The organism is Streptococcus mitis SK575 (assembly GCF_000257865.1).
GTDB lineage: Bacteria > Bacillota > Bacilli > Lactobacillales > Streptococcaceae > Streptococcus > Streptococcus mitis_CQ.
In genome coordinates this window covers 44,920-60,006 of the sequence record NZ_AICU01000056.1, presented here as the reverse complement: position 1 = coordinate 60,006, position 15,087 = coordinate 44,920, and the positions used below count along the sequence as shown (strand labels likewise).

18 protein-coding genes are annotated in these 15,087 nt (G+C 37.0%); 6 read left to right on the top strand and 12 right to left on the bottom strand.

All coding sequences use genetic code 11. The features are described 5' to 3' along the window. The 12 genes from HMPREF1048_RS07565 to HMPREF1048_RS0102375 all read right to left on the bottom strand — a co-directional run bounded on the left by HMPREF1048_RS07565 (window position 1) and on the right by HMPREF1048_RS0102375 (window position 11,015). Window positions 1–1,887, bottom strand: a complete 1,887-nt coding sequence (locus tag HMPREF1048_RS07565) for a phage tail family protein (protein ID WP_001154545.1) — start codon at window positions 1,885–1,887, stop codon at window positions 1–3. A gap of 11 nt (window positions 1,888–1,898) precedes the next feature. Next, a complete protein-coding gene (locus HMPREF1048_RS07560; RefSeq protein ID WP_000028962.1) occupies window positions 1,899–4,403 on the bottom strand; it encodes an ATP-binding protein in 2,505 nt (834 codons plus the stop codon). A 13-nt stretch (window positions 4,404–4,416) separates the two neighbouring features. Then, window positions 4,417–4,827: a conjugal transfer protein gene (locus HMPREF1048_RS07555; protein ID WP_001001540.1), complete on the bottom strand. Its 411-nt coding sequence runs from the start codon at window positions 4,825–4,827 to the stop codon at window positions 4,417–4,419. 2 nt (window positions 4,828–4,829) lie between these two features. Next, window positions 4,830–5,054, bottom strand: coding sequence for a TcpD family membrane protein (locus tag HMPREF1048_RS07550; protein WP_001095596.1), 225 nt, complete (start codon window positions 5,052–5,054; stop codon window positions 4,830–4,832). A gap of 9 nt (window positions 5,055–5,063) precedes the next feature. After that, window positions 5,064–6,059 (bottom strand): conjugal transfer protein, encoded by a 996-nt coding sequence (locus HMPREF1048_RS07545; RefSeq protein ID WP_000356392.1) that lies wholly within the window; start codon window positions 6,057–6,059, stop codon window positions 5,064–5,066. A 10-nt stretch (window positions 6,060–6,069) separates the two neighbouring features. After that, window positions 6,070–6,627, bottom strand: coding sequence for a hypothetical protein (locus HMPREF1048_RS07540; protein ID WP_000914001.1), 558 nt, complete (start codon window positions 6,625–6,627; stop codon window positions 6,070–6,072). 1 nt (window position 6,628) lies between these two features. Next, complete coding sequence (locus HMPREF1048_RS07535; RefSeq protein WP_000456042.1) at window positions 6,629–6,862, bottom strand: hypothetical protein; 234 nt, start codon at window positions 6,860–6,862, stop codon at window positions 6,629–6,631. A gap of 14 nt (window positions 6,863–6,876) precedes the next feature. Beyond that, window positions 6,877–8,109 carry a replication initiation factor domain-containing protein gene (locus HMPREF1048_RS07530; RefSeq protein ID WP_000357951.1) on the bottom strand — a complete coding sequence of 411 codons (1,233 nt, stop codon included), beginning with the start codon at window positions 8,107–8,109 and terminating at the stop codon, window positions 6,877–6,879. Window positions 8,110–8,316: 207 nt separating this feature from the next. Next, window positions 8,317–10,005 (bottom strand): FtsK/SpoIIIE domain-containing protein, encoded by a 1,689-nt coding sequence (locus HMPREF1048_RS07525; protein ID WP_000765652.1) that lies wholly within the window; start codon window positions 10,003–10,005, stop codon window positions 8,317–8,319. A gap of 13 nt (window positions 10,006–10,018) precedes the next feature. Further along, entirely contained in the window at window positions 10,019–10,480 is a 462-nt protein-coding gene (locus HMPREF1048_RS07520; RefSeq protein WP_001062573.1) for a hypothetical protein, read from the bottom strand. Between the two features lie 21 nt (window positions 10,481–10,501). Next, complete coding sequence (locus HMPREF1048_RS07515; protein ID WP_000622652.1) at window positions 10,502–10,798, bottom strand: hypothetical protein; 297 nt, start codon at window positions 10,796–10,798, stop codon at window positions 10,502–10,504. A gap of 34 nt (window positions 10,799–10,832) precedes the next feature. Continuing rightward, entirely contained in the window at window positions 10,833–11,015 is a 183-nt protein-coding gene (locus tag HMPREF1048_RS0102375) for a hypothetical protein (protein WP_000490640.1), read from the bottom strand. A gap of 663 nt (window positions 11,016–11,678) precedes the next feature. Here HMPREF1048_RS0102375 and HMPREF1048_RS07510 point away from each other — a divergent pair. The 6 genes from HMPREF1048_RS07510 to HMPREF1048_RS07490 all read left to right on the top strand — a co-directional run bounded on the left by HMPREF1048_RS07510 (window position 11,679) and on the right by HMPREF1048_RS07490 (window position 14,985). Then, on the top strand, window positions 11,679–12,020 hold the full coding sequence (locus HMPREF1048_RS07510; protein ID WP_000393503.1) for a helix-turn-helix domain-containing protein: 342 nt from the start codon (window positions 11,679–11,681) through the stop codon (window positions 12,018–12,020). A gap of 21 nt (window positions 12,021–12,041) precedes the next feature. Further along, complete coding sequence (locus HMPREF1048_RS13710; RefSeq protein WP_004248846.1) at window positions 12,042–12,194, top strand: helix-turn-helix domain-containing protein; 153 nt, start codon at window positions 12,042–12,044, stop codon at window positions 12,192–12,194. A gap of 33 nt (window positions 12,195–12,227) precedes the next feature. Further along, window positions 12,228–12,857: a DUF6037 family protein gene (locus tag HMPREF1048_RS07505; RefSeq protein WP_000181942.1), complete on the top strand. Its 630-nt coding sequence runs from the start codon at window positions 12,228–12,230 to the stop codon at window positions 12,855–12,857. 153 nt (window positions 12,858–13,010) lie between these two features. Continuing rightward, on the top strand, window positions 13,011–13,871 hold the full coding sequence (locus HMPREF1048_RS07500; protein WP_000344060.1) for an ImmA/IrrE family metallo-endopeptidase: 861 nt from the start codon (window positions 13,011–13,013) through the stop codon (window positions 13,869–13,871). Window positions 13,872–13,879: 8 nt separating this feature from the next. Continuing rightward, entirely contained in the window at window positions 13,880–14,566 is a 687-nt protein-coding gene (locus tag HMPREF1048_RS07495; protein ID WP_000284678.1) for a LexA family transcriptional regulator, read from the top strand. 56 nt (window positions 14,567–14,622) lie between these two features. Beyond that, entirely contained in the window at window positions 14,623–14,985 is a 363-nt protein-coding gene (locus HMPREF1048_RS07490; RefSeq protein ID WP_000514152.1) for a hypothetical protein, read from the top strand. The last annotated feature ends 102 nt before the right edge of the window (window positions 14,986–15,087 follow it).

The window sequence follows — 15,087 nt, the reverse complement described above, 5'->3', positions numbered from 1 at the left end:
TCATTCTCCTCTAAGTTGTCTTAAGCGTTCTGTTAATCGGTCTCTTCGTTCAATATTGGTTCTCAATTTATCATCTCGTGTCATGGTTTTCCTATAAGCACGAGTGAAGGCATTGGATCCTTGGGCTTTGTACATGGCTTGAGGATCTTTATATTCCTCTAATTTGTGCTCAATACTATTAATGCGGAGCTGTTTAAATGGAGAAATCCACTCTTCTTTAAGAGTTTGAAATTCCTCGTTTGAACTTGGTGTTGGCTCTACTGTGATTGCAGATTCCATTGAAGGAGTTGGTGGTATTTTTTCTTCAACTGGTTTAATCCCTTCTAGCGTTTGCTTTGTTTTCGGAATGCTTGGTTCTGGAGCATCTGGACTTATCGGAGTCTCAAGTGTTTCTGCTGGGAGCACTTCATCAGGTTGGTGCTCTGATCCCTTATTGGTAAAGAAAGATCCGACATTTTGGAAGTGACTTTTGGCATTCATCACCATTCCGGCTCCGAAACCAGCACCTGCTAAGGCAAAATTCCCAAGATGTTGAGCAGATGAAAGGCTTCTAGATGGTACTTGTGAAGCTACCTCTCTGGTCTTTGTGACCCCTTTTTCAACTTTGTTTCCAATATCATTCGCAACCATTCGAGCTTTGGATCCAAGAATGAATTGGATCAGTTCAGCTTTGTATTTCCATAGAAAGAAATATACGAGTCCCTTTGAGACGACTGAAATGAGTAGTTTAAAAACAAGGCCAAAGATAATCAAGGATGGGAGTGTTTTAAGAATGCCATCAAAGCCTGTAATGATAATGTTTTCGATCATTTTCTCAATATAGAAAACTAATAGAGTTAATAGACTTGTGATAGCTGGGAAAAGTAACCCACCAAACATGACTTTCAAGACTCCAAAAATCAGATCCTGCATTCTTGGCACAAAAGACATTAATAGCACAATTGGAAAGAGCAGGATCATCATCAGAACGAGTGTCTGAGCAATGACATTTAACATTTGAATCAAAATAACTGGTATTGCTAATACAAAAGCGTCAAAAATTTTAAAAATGACATAAAACATACGAGTAAAGATGAAATCAGGCATTGCCGAAACCCAACGGTTCTTTTCGCCATCTTCATTAGCTCCATTGCCTAGTTCATCTAGATATTTAGAACGGTCTTTGGATTTAACCGCTGTAAAGTTTCCATTTTTATCGCCTGTTCCTAATACCTTACTATCGTCAAAAGTTTCTTGTTTTCCATTTTGGCTATTCTTATATTTACCATTTTCTTGGCCAGTATTGACAAAGACATAGGCTTTATAAGAGGTTTCTGCTATATAACTATCTGCCATGGAATCACCGATTTTGATCGTCTTATTTTTTCCATATTCTACTTTAATATGAGTGATATTTTTAGTGACCTCTTTAGAGACATTATTGATTGTATCAAGCAGATAAAGACCACCAGAGGTCCCTGCAACTGTTCCAAAGTAACCAAAGCCAAGGATGAGAACTAGAAAAACATGAAGGAGTGTTCTTGAAAAGGATCCTTTGGAAAAGAAATATTGGTAAAAAAGGTAGAAAGCTAAGATCAGAAGCAACATTGAAACAAGTGAGTTCTTGGCAACTCCACTTCCATTTGAACCGATAAATCCTTTCCAGATATTCATTGCTCCATTAAATACATAGTTCTTATAGCTAGAGTAGAGATCAATTTTTTCAAGAATTCGAATCAGCAAAGAAAAGAAGCCCACCACTGCGTTTAGAATGAAAAAGAAGAAGTTGACGAAAAGCTCATTAATCAGAACCCAAGCCCCGTTAAAGGAAGCGAACCCAGTAGGCTCCATGTAAGACTTGAGAGAGAAGATATCAACTCCCCTTAGTTTGTCAAAAGCTTCTTGCATGGGTTCACCTCCTAACTAGCGTATTTATTTTCAAGGCTTGATGATACCGTAGCTTTCATTGGTTTTAGAAGCATATCAATATCTTCAAAGATGTTGTGTACGGAAATCATATTGAGATTGCCATACACGTCATAGTATAGGCATTGACCAGAGATCATATTGTCAATCCATTCGAGATTGCTTTCAGTGACTTCGAGATTGACATGTTTTAAGATATCTTCTCGTTCAGACTTTTCATAGAAAGCAAAGATAGTCCCAAATCCCGTTGTATCATCGTCATTTTCTGCATCATGTACAGATTGAGTAATCAGTGCCAAGGTATTGTTTTTGGAGCGTCCAATCCGACGCATATTTTTGATAACGGCTTTTCCTTCTGCGGACTTCATAAGAATCCATGCTTCATCAAAGAACTCAATAGTATCTTCATTTTCATTTCGTTCTCCAAAGTGAGTACAGAAAGCACCCAGCGCAAACATGAGGGTAATAGAGTTGCGTTCGTGATCTGAAATCTTTGTGGAATCGTCTTTTGGTAGTTTGAGGTTATTGACCTCTAGGATAGTTACTCGTGACTCGTAGTTAAGCCCTTGAGTAGTCCCATCTGAAAAGGCTAGTTCTAAGATAGAATTCGTCACAATTGAAGTCAGATATCGACCAACCGAAGCAATTTCAGAGGAGGTAGAGTCTCTCAGCACTTTTAGGACGTGCTTAAAGCCGACTTTCTCACCAGCGACTCGTTTTTCTACAATCGCATTAATAGCTTCTGTGATAGCTGTTTTCTGGTCCATTGTGACATCATCTACGGCTTGTAGTAGAAACTCAAGCATGTTTTTTGCGACCTCTACAGCTTGTTCTTTATCTAGAACGACAATAGGATCTAAAACTCCGTGGTTGGATGGTAGTGAGCTATCCAGCGTCACAAAGTTAAAGTTCTCAATCTGTTTCTTGCGTTCAGGATAGAGACGTGCGAATTCAGGTGAGTTGATCACTTCTTGGTAGTGATTTCTAAGTTCACGTTTAGGGTCAATATAAAGTGTTTTAACATTTTGTAAAGCCACGCTTAAAAAGATGATCTGAGCAAGAAAGGATTTTCCTTGACCTGTTGCCCCCGTAATAATGATGTGTGGGTTCTTGGTAATCTTTCCAGCGATATCTTCTTTATTTCCTACTGTCGCATTGTAGAGAACAATGTTCTTTGAGGAATCAATAGCTTTAGCGATATTGTCCCAACGGCCTGTCCAGTTATCTACTCGGCCGATATACCAACCGATACGGTTTCCAGAAGAGGTATTGGTAAAAGGCATGAGTTCTGAAAAGCCACGAGCTGTGACCATATGTGTCCAGGTGCGAGATTTCTTTTGGAGGTTTTCTCCATAAAGCAGAGCTTGAAAGAGATAAGGTCCGTCTTGAGAGGCTTCACTAATTTCGACTCCCATATCATCAAAGTAGTTCAAAACCACTTGTCGTCTTTGACGGAGCTGATTCACACTTGAAGCAGAGATAATCAGATAGGCTCCATATTCGATGATATCTTCCTTGTTTCCGACTTTCTTCATTAAGTCCTTTAGGGAGATGGAACCCATAATGATCTCATCTTGTTGGACAGTATCGGTGTTTTCTGCCTCTTCCATGATGTTTCTGTAACGTGTATTCGATCGTCCCATTTGTCCCTTGATCTTGTTGGTATCAATGAATTCTGCCTTGATTCGTAGCTCAACGGGAAAGTTTAAGCGTTGGATAAATTCGCCAAGATGAAAACCATTGAATTGAACAGGAAATTTACCAACCGGAAGAATAGTCACAAAAGAAGATCCATAAGGGCTTTCTAGCTTAAGAAAGCCACCTTTTAGGACTTTGATCAAGGTATCTGTGATATTGAATTGAGCACGATTAGCGAGCACCTCCTTCTTGTAGTGAGGGATATAGCGAAGGTACTGCATCCGCTGGTAATAAAAGAGTTCTTCATTAGATAACCGTTTTGCCCGAAGGACAGAGAAGGCTTGAAAAATAGTGAATTCATCACTTTTATAGTCTTCATACCAAGTGGGACTTAATTCATATTCATAGCCGAGGCCTTTTGCGATTTTTTCAGTGAGTTCATTAAAGCTCTCATAGGCCAAGTCTTTGACGGTAGCTCCGTGATTTTGTTTGCGCAAGGTCACTCCAACGACCCAGTCAAACTGATAAGGAATTTCCATTTCATCCGTTAGACGATCCACCGTGTAAAGAAGAAGTTCTTCTCCTAGTTCTCGGCTGTCATCTGCTAGAGCATCTGAAAAGTCCCGCATTTTCTCCTCTAAAAGATAGTCTTTAGGGATCAGAGATATTTCAAAGAACTTGTTTTTCTGGAGCTTCTTCATCATTTGAGCAACAGTGATTTTGTGTTTGCCCTTTTTTTCATCATCCGTAATCGTGATAGGAGTGTTTGGAATACGATAATAAGCAACGACGGTTTGATCTTTTTTGAGAGCTAGGTTTTCATGTGTTTCCCTAATAGGATAGGTTAAAGTAATACTCATAGGTCCTCCTTTTCTATAGATTTGTTTTTTCAAAGACAATTTCTTCTACAGGCTCTATCCGATCTTCATGGTAGATAGCTTTTTTATTGATCTTAAAGTCCCAAAAGTAAATCAGGTAATCTCCAATAAAGACGTGCATCTTCTTACCGTGAGGCTCATATTCCGTATAGAATTTGGCCAATTTGTAAGGGAGATACCAATAGAGCAAGAGAGAAATTGAATGAGTGATTTTTGCGAGTGGCACAAAGATAAATACTCCAAAGAGTAACATGGCCACAAAGACGATGATAAAAACAATGAAAAAGGACAACTGCATAGGTGTCGCAAAGTACCATAGTCGAGTGCCCTTTTTTGTCTTAATTTCTTGGATCCAATAAGGAGCATTTAGGCCCTTACTGTAATCATAAAGTCTTTCTTCATTCATACTTAGAGTCCTGATTCAATACCGAAGAGTCGTAGGAACCAGCCGACTGCTTTTAGGATATCTTGTCCTTTCGCAATCGAAACAATAACGGCATAGAAACCAACGACTGAAAATAGTTGAAGCCAAGAGCTATTCCGCCAAGCCTTGATCGCTAAGAGAACGGCAATGGCTGTTAGGATCCAAATTCCATCTCCCTGAAGGAAGGTTCGTAGATTGTTTGTATTCATAGAGTTCTCCTATTCTTTATCATTTGCATAATTTAGTGGAATGGTGTGTTCAAGTTTTGAGACATAGTAGGTCTTTTCTTTTTCTGAGAGAGTAAAGGTGAAGTTTTCTGAGTGAGTGGTGCCTCCAACTTCAAAAGTAGCTTGGACATAAGCAATTAGATCATTACCGTCCTGTTTAAGATAAGTGTAGTCGATCGTTTTGAAAGTGCTATTTGAGATGATATCCACATTTTTAGCAATCAGATTAAGATTATCTTGGCTTGTGGTGTAGTTGGTAAAGAAAATCTTGAGGAATTTCTCTACTTTCTTTCGCTCGCTGTCTGAAAAATGATCATTGGCAGTGAGTTGGAGCTTATCATCTTCGCTAAAGTGTCCAGCTTGTGAGGATTCAATGGCAGAAAACCAAGGAAGGCCAGAAACGTAATATTTTCCATCTTTTTCATCAAAAGGAATATTGAAACCTGTCACAATTTCTTTTTCTTCTGTGTTGTTATCCCGATGGATGCTTTCCTTGTATTTAACCTTATAGGTCGCAACTTTCCCTTCTACAGTCACTAACTGAGAATAGACAAGTGAGCTGGGATTTCGAACTTGCCCTTGAGATTTTACATCAGGGATGAAATTGTAAAATTTATTTAAGTAGTCAACTTGAGCTTTTTGTTTATCGCTTTCTTGTGGAAGAGTGAAATAGGCATAGACGTAGTCATTCAAGTAATACTGGAGTTTATAGTCATATTTTCTACTCGACTCCATAGGCTGTGTCTGTTGCTTTTGGGTGGATTCTACTTGGGCTTGTAGTGTACTTACCTTATTTGAGAGTGTGATAGCACGGATAGATCCCAAGAAACCAACAAAAAGGAGGAAAGAAATTCCTCCTATGACTGCGATATTGACGGTCTTTTTATTGGTGACTTTTAGCTTTGGTGGGCCTCCTTTTTTCTCCACCTTTTTAAAGTGTGAAAGATATTCTTTCGCTTGAAGCAAGTAGCGTTTAGCTTTATCCATAGATCCTCCTTTAGAGACCAGCAAGCTCAATGAGCTTTGATCCTTTTGCATAAAGGCGCTTATTGGCTTTTTCGATCTCACCATTAATGTAATAGTAGCCTCGTAGCTCAGTTTGGAGTTTTTCGATCAGGTCAGGCTTTAGGTCTTTGGCTTCTTCTTTTTTTAGGAGACTATTTAATTCTCCAGCCTTGGTCCAAGCCTCTCTGTGATCTTTCTTTTTAAGTAATTCTCCCAGTTCATTCGTGACTTGAGAGACTTTCTTTTCAAAAATAGTTTTAGTGGCCATTTCAATTTCCTTTCTAAATTTTTCTTGATTGTCTTTGATGGTCTTTTGGATATAAGTAATGAGTGAGGGGCGCATTTTTTTATTTACGCTCAACACTTGACCATCTAGCGTGAAACAGGCATGTTCATAGTTATAGAACCCTCTACTATCTGGAAGATCTTCTGTACATCTGCCAGCGCATTCGTAGTAGAAGTCTTTGCCCTTTCGTAAGAGGATATACATACTCCAGAATTCTTGTTCTGGAAGAAGCAGAAAGTCTGCTTGATAAATCTTCTTTAACATCTCAAGAAGCCTCAAGCAGATCATCGTAGCCTAGAGCTTGGTAGATAAAATCTGAATCAAACCAGAGCCAGTCATTGATTTGTCCTTCTGTTGGAGTATCGCCAGAGAAGATATCCTCACAAATGACGGTTAGAGTATCTACTCCACCACGTTCACGGACAGTGTTCAAGGTGGTTAGTCCACCAGACCAAGCTTTAAAGTTTTCTAGTGAATTGATTTGAACTTTGTATTCCATATAGTTTTTCCTTTCTAGTGTTCATAGTGTTTATTGGCTTTGAGAAGTCGTAACATGGCTTTTCCTCGATCAGTGATCTCTCCGCTATTCTGAATCATTTTCATGTATTCTGTTTGGAGGATCTTGTCCGCTTCAGTGACTAGTGCAAGGGAGTTAGCAACTTGATAGGTCAGCCAGCGAATCGTTCGCTCAATACTGTAAGGCTGTGGGTTAGTTGAGAGCTTTAAGGGTTCGACGCCTCCAAAGAGACGTTGCCACTTTTCATCAGGTTTATAAGCTCCAAAACGAGTAACACCATCATAGACTTGGATTTCTTTATTGACGATGCCTCTAGCGATTTCTCCGAGATCTACACCATTGATGTATTCCTCTACAACTCCTTGAGCTTTCTGATCTGAAAAGCGGAGTTCATAGCGATTCCAGATACCAAAAATCTCCAAGGATTCGTCCAAGGAGATGTTTTCCATCCGAGCAATTTCATAGCGCTTTTCATAAAAGTTGAAGTAGAGTTGACTTTGACGGCTCCCAAAATAAATGGACAAGCCGTGATTAGCTTCCATGTCTTCATTATCTGTGAAAGATCCACCACCCGTGATATTCCATTTCTTGATCGTGTCTAGGACAATCTCTTTGGAATAGAGTTTATCAATCAATTTGGGAATTTGAATTTGTTCGTCCTCGTGACCATATCCCTTATATAGTTCATCTAGAGCGATATCGAGTCGCTTCACCCGAACGTCTTCATAGGAATAAAGAATGTTTTGAAGAAAGATCTGCCAAGTGATTCCCTTGTCTTCTAGAAGCAATTCCAACTCACGGCATCCTTGTCCAGATAGTTGAAGACAAGTTTGGTAATCATTGGTCACAGACTTATCAAAGAAATCAAAAATCCAGATGTTCCCTCGTTGCCATAAGTGGGTATAATTCATGAGACGGGTTTCTTGATCTGTAAATTCGCTAAGGTGGCAGTGAAGGAAGTTTTCACAGAAAGCATCTAAATCCTTTAATCTAGGAAATGTCAATCGTAGATAGTCAATTTGAGCTCGAAGACTGTTTTTATCGCAATCTTGATAGTAACCAAGTTTTTCTTTAAGTTCTCTAAACTTATCAATCGTCAGTCCTCTTTCGCCTGTTTCATAAGAGCGGTAGGTTCTTGTAGGTAGATTAACAGCTTGTGCAAATGCTTTTTGACTAAGTCCTGTTTGTTTTCTGAAATTCTTAATATGAAAAGGACTAATTTTGTCCATTCATCGCAACACCTCTTTCTAACAAAGTGACACACTTTTTTGACGAAAGTGACACACTTCATAAAAATTGAAAACTCAACTCCCATAAGGAATGAGGAGGGGTGGACTTGGCGTTTTTGCCAATTGTAACCCCCCTATTAGAAAACGGGGGTTGAAGTTTCATCATGGCCTAGAAACTTCGGGCTACGGTCTGCGCCTGACCTGCGGTCAGGCTTGCCCTTGCCCTTGTCCTAGCCCATGATGAACAATCGTCGCTTCAACTGCTTTTGGATAAGACCTGCGTCCTCCCTCTTCAAATTGAGCGAGGATTTCAAGAAGAAGTTTTTCTTGAAAAGGATCCACTAGAATAGCGGATACAGTCCGTTCAAAGATGATCCCTTGTTCTGTTAAGAGATAGATAATCTTGCGTAAGGTTGGCATTTTAAGATTTTGTTCGTCTGCGAATTCTTTGAGTGGTCTCTTGTTTGATTCGTTTTCTATAGTCTTCTCTTCCTCTATAGGATCAATTGTTTCAACTGGTGGTTTATATTCCTCAAATACTGAGAATTCTTCTCCTTCAAACTCCATAATCGAAATTTTAGAGTAGGCATCATAGAAGGAAAAACCTTGATCGAGTGGTACATAGGGAGAGAAAAACTCACCAGCCAGCTCACCGTTGTTTGCGATATAGCCCCGTCCTTTGACCTTAACTCCATTGATTTCATCCAACTTTTTGAACTCTTTGGTTTTATTAGCATCTCCAAACATCATGTCATATCCTGTTGATTCTAAATGACCGACGGAAAGACGCTTCATAAAGTTATCCCGAAGAGCAGTTTTGATAAATTCCCCATCGGGCCGTTGCATAGCAAAGATGATAAAGACTCCAGCTTGACGACCTTCTAAAACTAACTGAGAGAGATATTCCATCAGTTCGGACTGTTGGCTATAGTCACGGTCAATCTTTGCCATAAGAGCTGCCCACTCGTCTACAAGAATGAATTTTGGTTTCATGTCATAGTGAGTAAAGTTCTTTCCAGCTTGGAATTTTGGCGAAGTGGACATCCTTTCATAGCGTTTTTCCATGAACTCTACATTCTCTTTAAAACAGTTGATGATATCTTCCTTACTAGTATAAACACGGCCATGAAAGACTGGAATTTTCTTTAATCCAGCAAGGTCCGAATTCTTTGGGTCACAGATATCGACAAAGCCAATTTTAGCTAATGCATAAATTATGGTCATGAGAACAACTGTTTTTCCTCCACCTGTTCCACCGCCGATGAGAAGATGAGGTTCTTCAATATAATCCCAAGATACATCTTTCATGAGCTGGAGTTTGGATCCCTTGACTGTTACTTCATTAATGGTGATCCTGCTATCAATTCGGTTAATAGCAATTTCATATTTGATAAAGCGATTATCAAAGGTTTTATTGCGAAAGTCCCCGTTAAACATGACTTCAAGCGTAGCTCCTAGATTTAAAAAGCGATCTTGGAACTTATTGCCTTCTAGAATGAAGCTCACTTCAATCTTGTAGCGAGACTGTTTGACATACACTTGAGGTAAGGTGATTTTTTCAATGATCTTGTTTTCACGTTTAACCTTTTTAACGAGATAGAGGTTATTTTCTAGCAAGAAACGAGATAGGATTCGAAGACTATTGAGCTTTTGAAAAAAAAGTACCTTCCTGTAGCAAACACGATTAATAAACCAAGATAAGATCAAAGAAAAGATAAATCCAGCTCCTAGAAAATATCCTTGAGGTAAGGGATGGACTTTTAATTCTTCTAAATGTAAGTAGCTGTAGAAACTAATAGCCAACAAAAAAGGAAACCACCAGATAAACCATGTGATTCCCTTTAGTTTACGATGAAAAACTCGAACTCTTTTTCCACGATAGGTAAAGAGTTTCATCCTGAATCACCTCCTAGTTCTCCTTCTTATTTTCTACTGGTTTGTTTTCTTTAGTTGGTGCACTTCCAGCTTTTTTCTTGATTTTAGAAGCAAAGAGCTTATAGATATCATTACGATTGACATGAGTATGCGTAATAACAATATCTTCCAGTTCAACTTCTTCTCGGTATTTAATGCCTAAATCTTCAATTTCAGACTCAGACATATCTGCGATAGTGAAAAAGAGTGTTTCGTGCTGGACAGAAGAATGAATCCCTACAACAATTCCACGGATCTCACCTGTATTGACTTGTACAAACGATCCATCAGGATTCCGTTGTGAGCGATCCACTTCAAAGATGATATCAGGACCTTCAACACCTCGGAAAGTCAGTTTTCCAAGGACAGCTGGGACATCTAACCCGTCTGTAATAACACGATAAGTCTTGTCAGCAATTTGTAGTTTTTCTCCGTAGTTTAATCCAATTTTAGCCATGTGATTTTCTCCTTTAATTTCTTATTTTTTAATTACCAATTTTTCCGCAAATACATTAAGATAAGGTGCAACAGTATTGCCATTTAAAGCAGTGTCCGGGAAAAAGATTGGGTTAACCGCTTCTACTAGAGAATCTTCTGGAAAGACTGTTGTAGAGGCTGGTGTAATGACATGAAAGGCACCGTGCTCTGCACTATTTAGAATGTGACGTTGGTATTTACCTTCTTTTCCAAAAATAAATTTCGGAGCATTTCCTAAACGTTCATAGTAAGCAGGGCCAATAAATTCTGGTTTCATTTTAAGTGTTTCTGAGATCATAAGATTTTCCTTTCAGAGTGTAAAATAAAAAGAGCTAAGCTAGTTGCTTCACTCTTGAGTAATAGTGTGTAAAAAGTTTGCGTTTAAACATACGACTATAGAATTGAATATCCCCATGAGCATAGCCATTTCTACGAGCATCATCTGCGAGATGGTCTAAATCAATTTGAGCTTGAGCATAAAGTTTAGCCTGTAGTTTATCAGATTCACTAAACATGCCATAGGTAAATTCGTAATTATCATAGAGTCGTTTACATTGTAATGCGAAAAAAATTTGTCATATCATTCTCCTTTATTGTAATAAGTAAAAAAGCTACTAAGTGAAAAAAGGAAAGAACTTAGTAGCTTGAGAGTAGGTCTATCTAATTAGATAGACAGCAGTAAAGAAAAGTTATTTGGTTGGAAAGATTCCTCTTTCCACGGTGGCAACGTTTAGCAAGGTGCTTTGCGTCAATTACCATCGCTTTCCCAGCCAATCTCTTTAGGTAGTCATTATCATACCCATAAGATTCTCTTACGCCCTTTGGCGAAGCTAGTTCACTTTACTATTCGGAAAAGTGCGAAAGTCCGAAATGCGTGGAAGCCCACAAGAATTGAATCTTGTTTTATATCTTCACTTCAACCATAAAACGGACTTGACTTTTAGTATCAAAACATTTACAATAAAGGTACGAAGTTTATGTGTAGTTCTGATGATCAGTCCTCTGGTTGTCAGACGCACTTTTTATTTAATTGTCAATGATCGTGATTTAGCCTTGAAGATAAGGTTATTATTTTCAATCGCTATACAACTATCAGTTGTTGTTTATATTATACAACCACTAGTTGTAAATGTCAACGATTTTCTGCAAAATTTTAAAATAATTTTTTGAGGTCACATATGGAATTCGCAGAACGCTTGAAAACACTAAGGAAACAAGTAAAACTAACACAAGCTCAAATAGCTGAAAAACTAAATATCTCCCAACAGGCATATGCTTCATGGGAGCGAGGAGTAAAAAAACCAACACAAGACAATCTTGTTAAGATAGCACAAATTTTAAATGTGTCAGTTGACTATTTAGTAGGAAACTCAGAAGAAAAATCAGATGAACTAGATAATATTGAATTGCTTTTCCGTATGAATTCAAAAGGCTTAACCGATGAAGAAAAAGAAATCTTTAAAAAAGAATTGATTGAATTTATGGAAAAACGGAAGAAAGCGTTTAGTAAGGGAAATTAATTTTCTACGGAAATAAAAGAGTTGAGACTTGAACGTGGATTAACCAAAGTACAAGTAACTAAAGAATTGGGTGGAAGTACAGGAACTATTATTCAATGGGAGAAAGATATGATATCTAATTCTTTGGGAAATGCAGTGAGTATAACAGATTTTTTTGAGATTCAAAAGAGTTAGTATTAAAAATATAAATTTAAAAGGAGTATAGTTATGACTAATATTAGATTTAATAATTTACCCAAATTGCTTAATAGTATGAGAACAAAGGGTTGGGTGATTGATAGCTTTCTATTTAATTATAACAATCACCGATACATTGTAATCTTAAAAACATATAGTGAAGCAGAACGAAAACCTAGTAAGTTTGCACAGGTTAAGTTAGAATTTATAAAAGCAGATGAGATTGAAAGCTCAATTTATGCGTATGCTGATTTTTATGATGTTCATTTTCACACAGCAAAAGAATTTTGTGATTTTTTTAATATCGATAACCAAGGGATAGGGAGAGATATTTTTAATGATTTTTCGAATATTTTTGCAAGATTTATTCCAGAAGAAAAAGTAGTCGAAAAGGATGAGCAACTACGTCAAATTCAAGGGGGAAGATGCGAAGGTAACGATCCAAATGCAATTTACTGCTATGATGTCCAACGAAATGGAAGAAGAAATGGTCGAAACAATACCAGGAGCATTGAAAATAGTAATAAGGCTGAGACATTGAGACCAACACTCTACAACAAATATAAAGATGATACAAATCTAAGTTTTTATTTCTCTGCGAATCCGGAAGATCATCGAACTGATGAAGAAATTTTTCAATTAGTAGCGGGTAGAATTTAACACATCTTTAAGTCAGATTCAAGTGTAACAAATTATTTTTAGATAGCAGTTGGTTTCTAAGACTGTAGTGGACATCTGTCCACTTTTTTTATATAATAAACTCAACCAAATTAGTTTAGTTTTGTAATTTATACTTAAAGGAGGTATCATTCTTTGGATGAATTGTATACAAGAATAAGTAAGTCTACAAAACATGTGTTATACCAGTACATGAAAGATAATGATATTTCATTACTTAACTATAATTTCAATTACTTCTTTCAACATTGTATTCAAAAATCTCAGATTCAAGTGATTAGTCACCACTTCTCAAATCATAAAATTGAAGGATTGACTGTTATTGATGAATTAGGTATTAGTTTTTCTTATGAAAAGGATAATCCGATTGTAAAGCAGAATTTTACTCTGTGTCACGAACTGGGGCATTTCATACTTAAGCATGAAGGCACTTATTTTGCTGAATCTATTGATAATCAAGAGAGCCTACTAGAGCGAGAAGCAAATATTTTCTCTGCTGTAGTATTAATGCCTGACATTGTTTTGCTGTCTAAGATTTATTATAGTTGCGACACCTTTCAACATATTCAAAATAGCCTGGATGTTTCAAAACAAGCACTGTTTTTTCGCCTCTTAGATCTTTTACGAGAATATTATCCTGGGAAAGAAGGATTCATTAAGCAAGCTATTGAGGAATATATAGAAGGACAAAATGCTACACTCCTTCTTCTATTTCACAGTGTCAAAGAACAAATTATTAAAGAGTTTAATAACTATCAAGCTTCTCTTATTACAAGGATAGAGCAATCTATGAACAAAAGAGCCTTTGTTACTAGCCAAGAGTATCCAGAACTTCTAGATCAAGAGAATTGGAAAACAATAAAGACTTACTGTGACAATTTAAAAGTATGGCTTATTTATGATAGAGGAAAATCAATAGCTTATGTTTGGGATAAAAATAAGCTAACAGACAAAGAAGCAAAACAAAAAGCTGAATTGAAATTATTGTTAATGTGAGGTAAATGATGTACCAACCAGAAAAACTAAAAGCTCGTAGAAAAGAGCTAAAAATGACTCAAAAAGATATTGCAGATCAATTAGGTATTACCTACCAGGCCTATTCTGCATGGGAGCGTGGAATAAAACAACCATCTAGAGTAAAAATAAAGCTTTTGGAGCAGATTCTAAATGTTCCAAAAGGTTATTTTACAGAGGTCGAAATCATCCGACTATATAATACTTTATCGGATGAAGGTAAGAATAATGCACTTAGTTATGTCAGAGGACTAGTTCAAAAAGAAAAATGTAAGAACATTGTTTCAATGTCAGAAAAACTATACGAATACCATGTTTACGAACAAATGTCTGCTGGTATCGGTTCATCGGTGTACAACGATCAAAACTATGATACTGTCTATTTTGATGAAGAACTAGCCCATGACTTTGCCTCATGGATTTCTGGTGACTCAATGGAGCCCAAATATCAAAATGGCTCTGTGGCTCTCATTCGTGAAACAGGGTTTGATTATGATGGTGCAGTATATGCAGTAGTCTGTAATAATCAGACATACATTAAAAGAGTTTACCAGGAAGAACAGGGTTTACGGTTAGTTTCTATCAATCCAAAATATCGAGATATTTTTCTTTCGTATGATGAAGATCCTAGAATTGTAGGGATTATTGTAGGGAATTTCTTACCTGTTGAACAGTGATATTGTTAATGTAAAATAATAATAGTGTATTATTTTTTTGTTTATGGAGATTGAAAATGGGAAAAGAAAATAATGAAATAAAAAAGGCATATGATGAATTACTGAAAACTAAAAATAAATGTGGGAAATATAGTAAAACATTGTTTCACATCCATACCCCAGCATCCCATGATTACAGGTTATTTAAAGTTTGGAACGATTTATCAGAGAAAGAATGGAATAAACTATCTGTAGAAGATTATCTTTTAGAAGTAAAAAATAATAAGCTTTTTCCAGAGGAATATTTTAAAACAAAAGATGGTGATAGTATTATTTATAATAACTATCAAAAAAATGGTTTTGAAAATGAAAAAGAGCAAATATCAAGATTGTTCAGCTACTTTTTAATTGGGAACTATAAAAATTTTTCTCGAAAATAAGAAACTTGCACGATTTACTCATTACTTAGCCAATACTAGAGTTTATACTAGTTACTGTAATGATGATCATCTAAAAGAAGGAAGGAGGCAACCTTATGTCTA

Bases quoted from the DNA above. Each gene is read 5' to 3' on its own strand.
- HMPREF1048_RS07565 (WP_001154545.1), bottom strand. From the start codon at position 1,887: ATGCAAGAAGCTTTTGACAAACTAAGGGGAGTTGATATCTTCTCTCTC.
- HMPREF1048_RS07560 (WP_000028962.1), bottom strand. From the start codon at position 4,403: ATGAGTATTACTTTAACCTATCCTATTAGGGAAACACATGAAAACCTA.
- HMPREF1048_RS07555 (WP_001001540.1), bottom strand. From the start codon at position 4,827: ATGAATGAAGAAAGACTTTATGATTACAGTAAGGGCCTAAATGCTCCT.
- HMPREF1048_RS07550 (WP_001095596.1), bottom strand. From the start codon at position 5,054: ATGAATACAAACAATCTACGAACCTTCCTTCAGGGAGATGGAATTTGG.
- HMPREF1048_RS07545 (WP_000356392.1), bottom strand. From the start codon at position 6,059: ATGGATAAAGCTAAACGCTACTTGCTTCAAGCGAAAGAATATCTTTCA.
- HMPREF1048_RS07540 (WP_000914001.1), bottom strand. From the start codon at position 6,627: ATGTTAAAGAAGATTTATCAAGCAGACTTTCTGCTTCTTCCAGAACAA.
- HMPREF1048_RS07535 (WP_000456042.1), bottom strand. From the start codon at position 6,862: ATGGAATACAAAGTTCAAATCAATTCACTAGAAAACTTTAAAGCTTGG.
- HMPREF1048_RS07530 (WP_000357951.1), bottom strand. From the start codon at position 8,109: ATGGACAAAATTAGTCCTTTTCATATTAAGAATTTCAGAAAACAAACA.
- HMPREF1048_RS07525 (WP_000765652.1), bottom strand. From the start codon at position 10,005: ATGAAACTCTTTACCTATCGTGGAAAAAGAGTTCGAGTTTTTCATCGT.
- HMPREF1048_RS07520 (WP_001062573.1), bottom strand. From the start codon at position 10,480: ATGGCTAAAATTGGATTAAACTACGGAGAAAAACTACAAATTGCTGAC.
- HMPREF1048_RS07515 (WP_000622652.1), bottom strand. From the start codon at position 10,798: ATGATCTCAGAAACACTTAAAATGAAACCAGAATTTATTGGCCCTGCT.
- HMPREF1048_RS0102375 (WP_000490640.1), bottom strand. From the start codon at position 11,015: ATGTTTAGTGAATCTGATAAACTACAGGCTAAACTTTATGCTCAAGCT.
- HMPREF1048_RS07510 (WP_000393503.1), top strand. From the start codon at position 11,679: ATGGAATTCGCAGAACGCTTGAAAACACTAAGGAAACAAGTAAAACTA.
- HMPREF1048_RS07505 (WP_000181942.1), top strand. From the start codon at position 12,228: ATGACTAATATTAGATTTAATAATTTACCCAAATTGCTTAATAGTATG.
- HMPREF1048_RS07495 (WP_000284678.1), top strand. From the start codon at position 13,880: ATGTACCAACCAGAAAAACTAAAAGCTCGTAGAAAAGAGCTAAAAATG.
- HMPREF1048_RS07490 (WP_000514152.1), top strand. From the start codon at position 14,623: ATGGGAAAAGAAAATAATGAAATAAAAAAGGCATATGATGAATTACTG.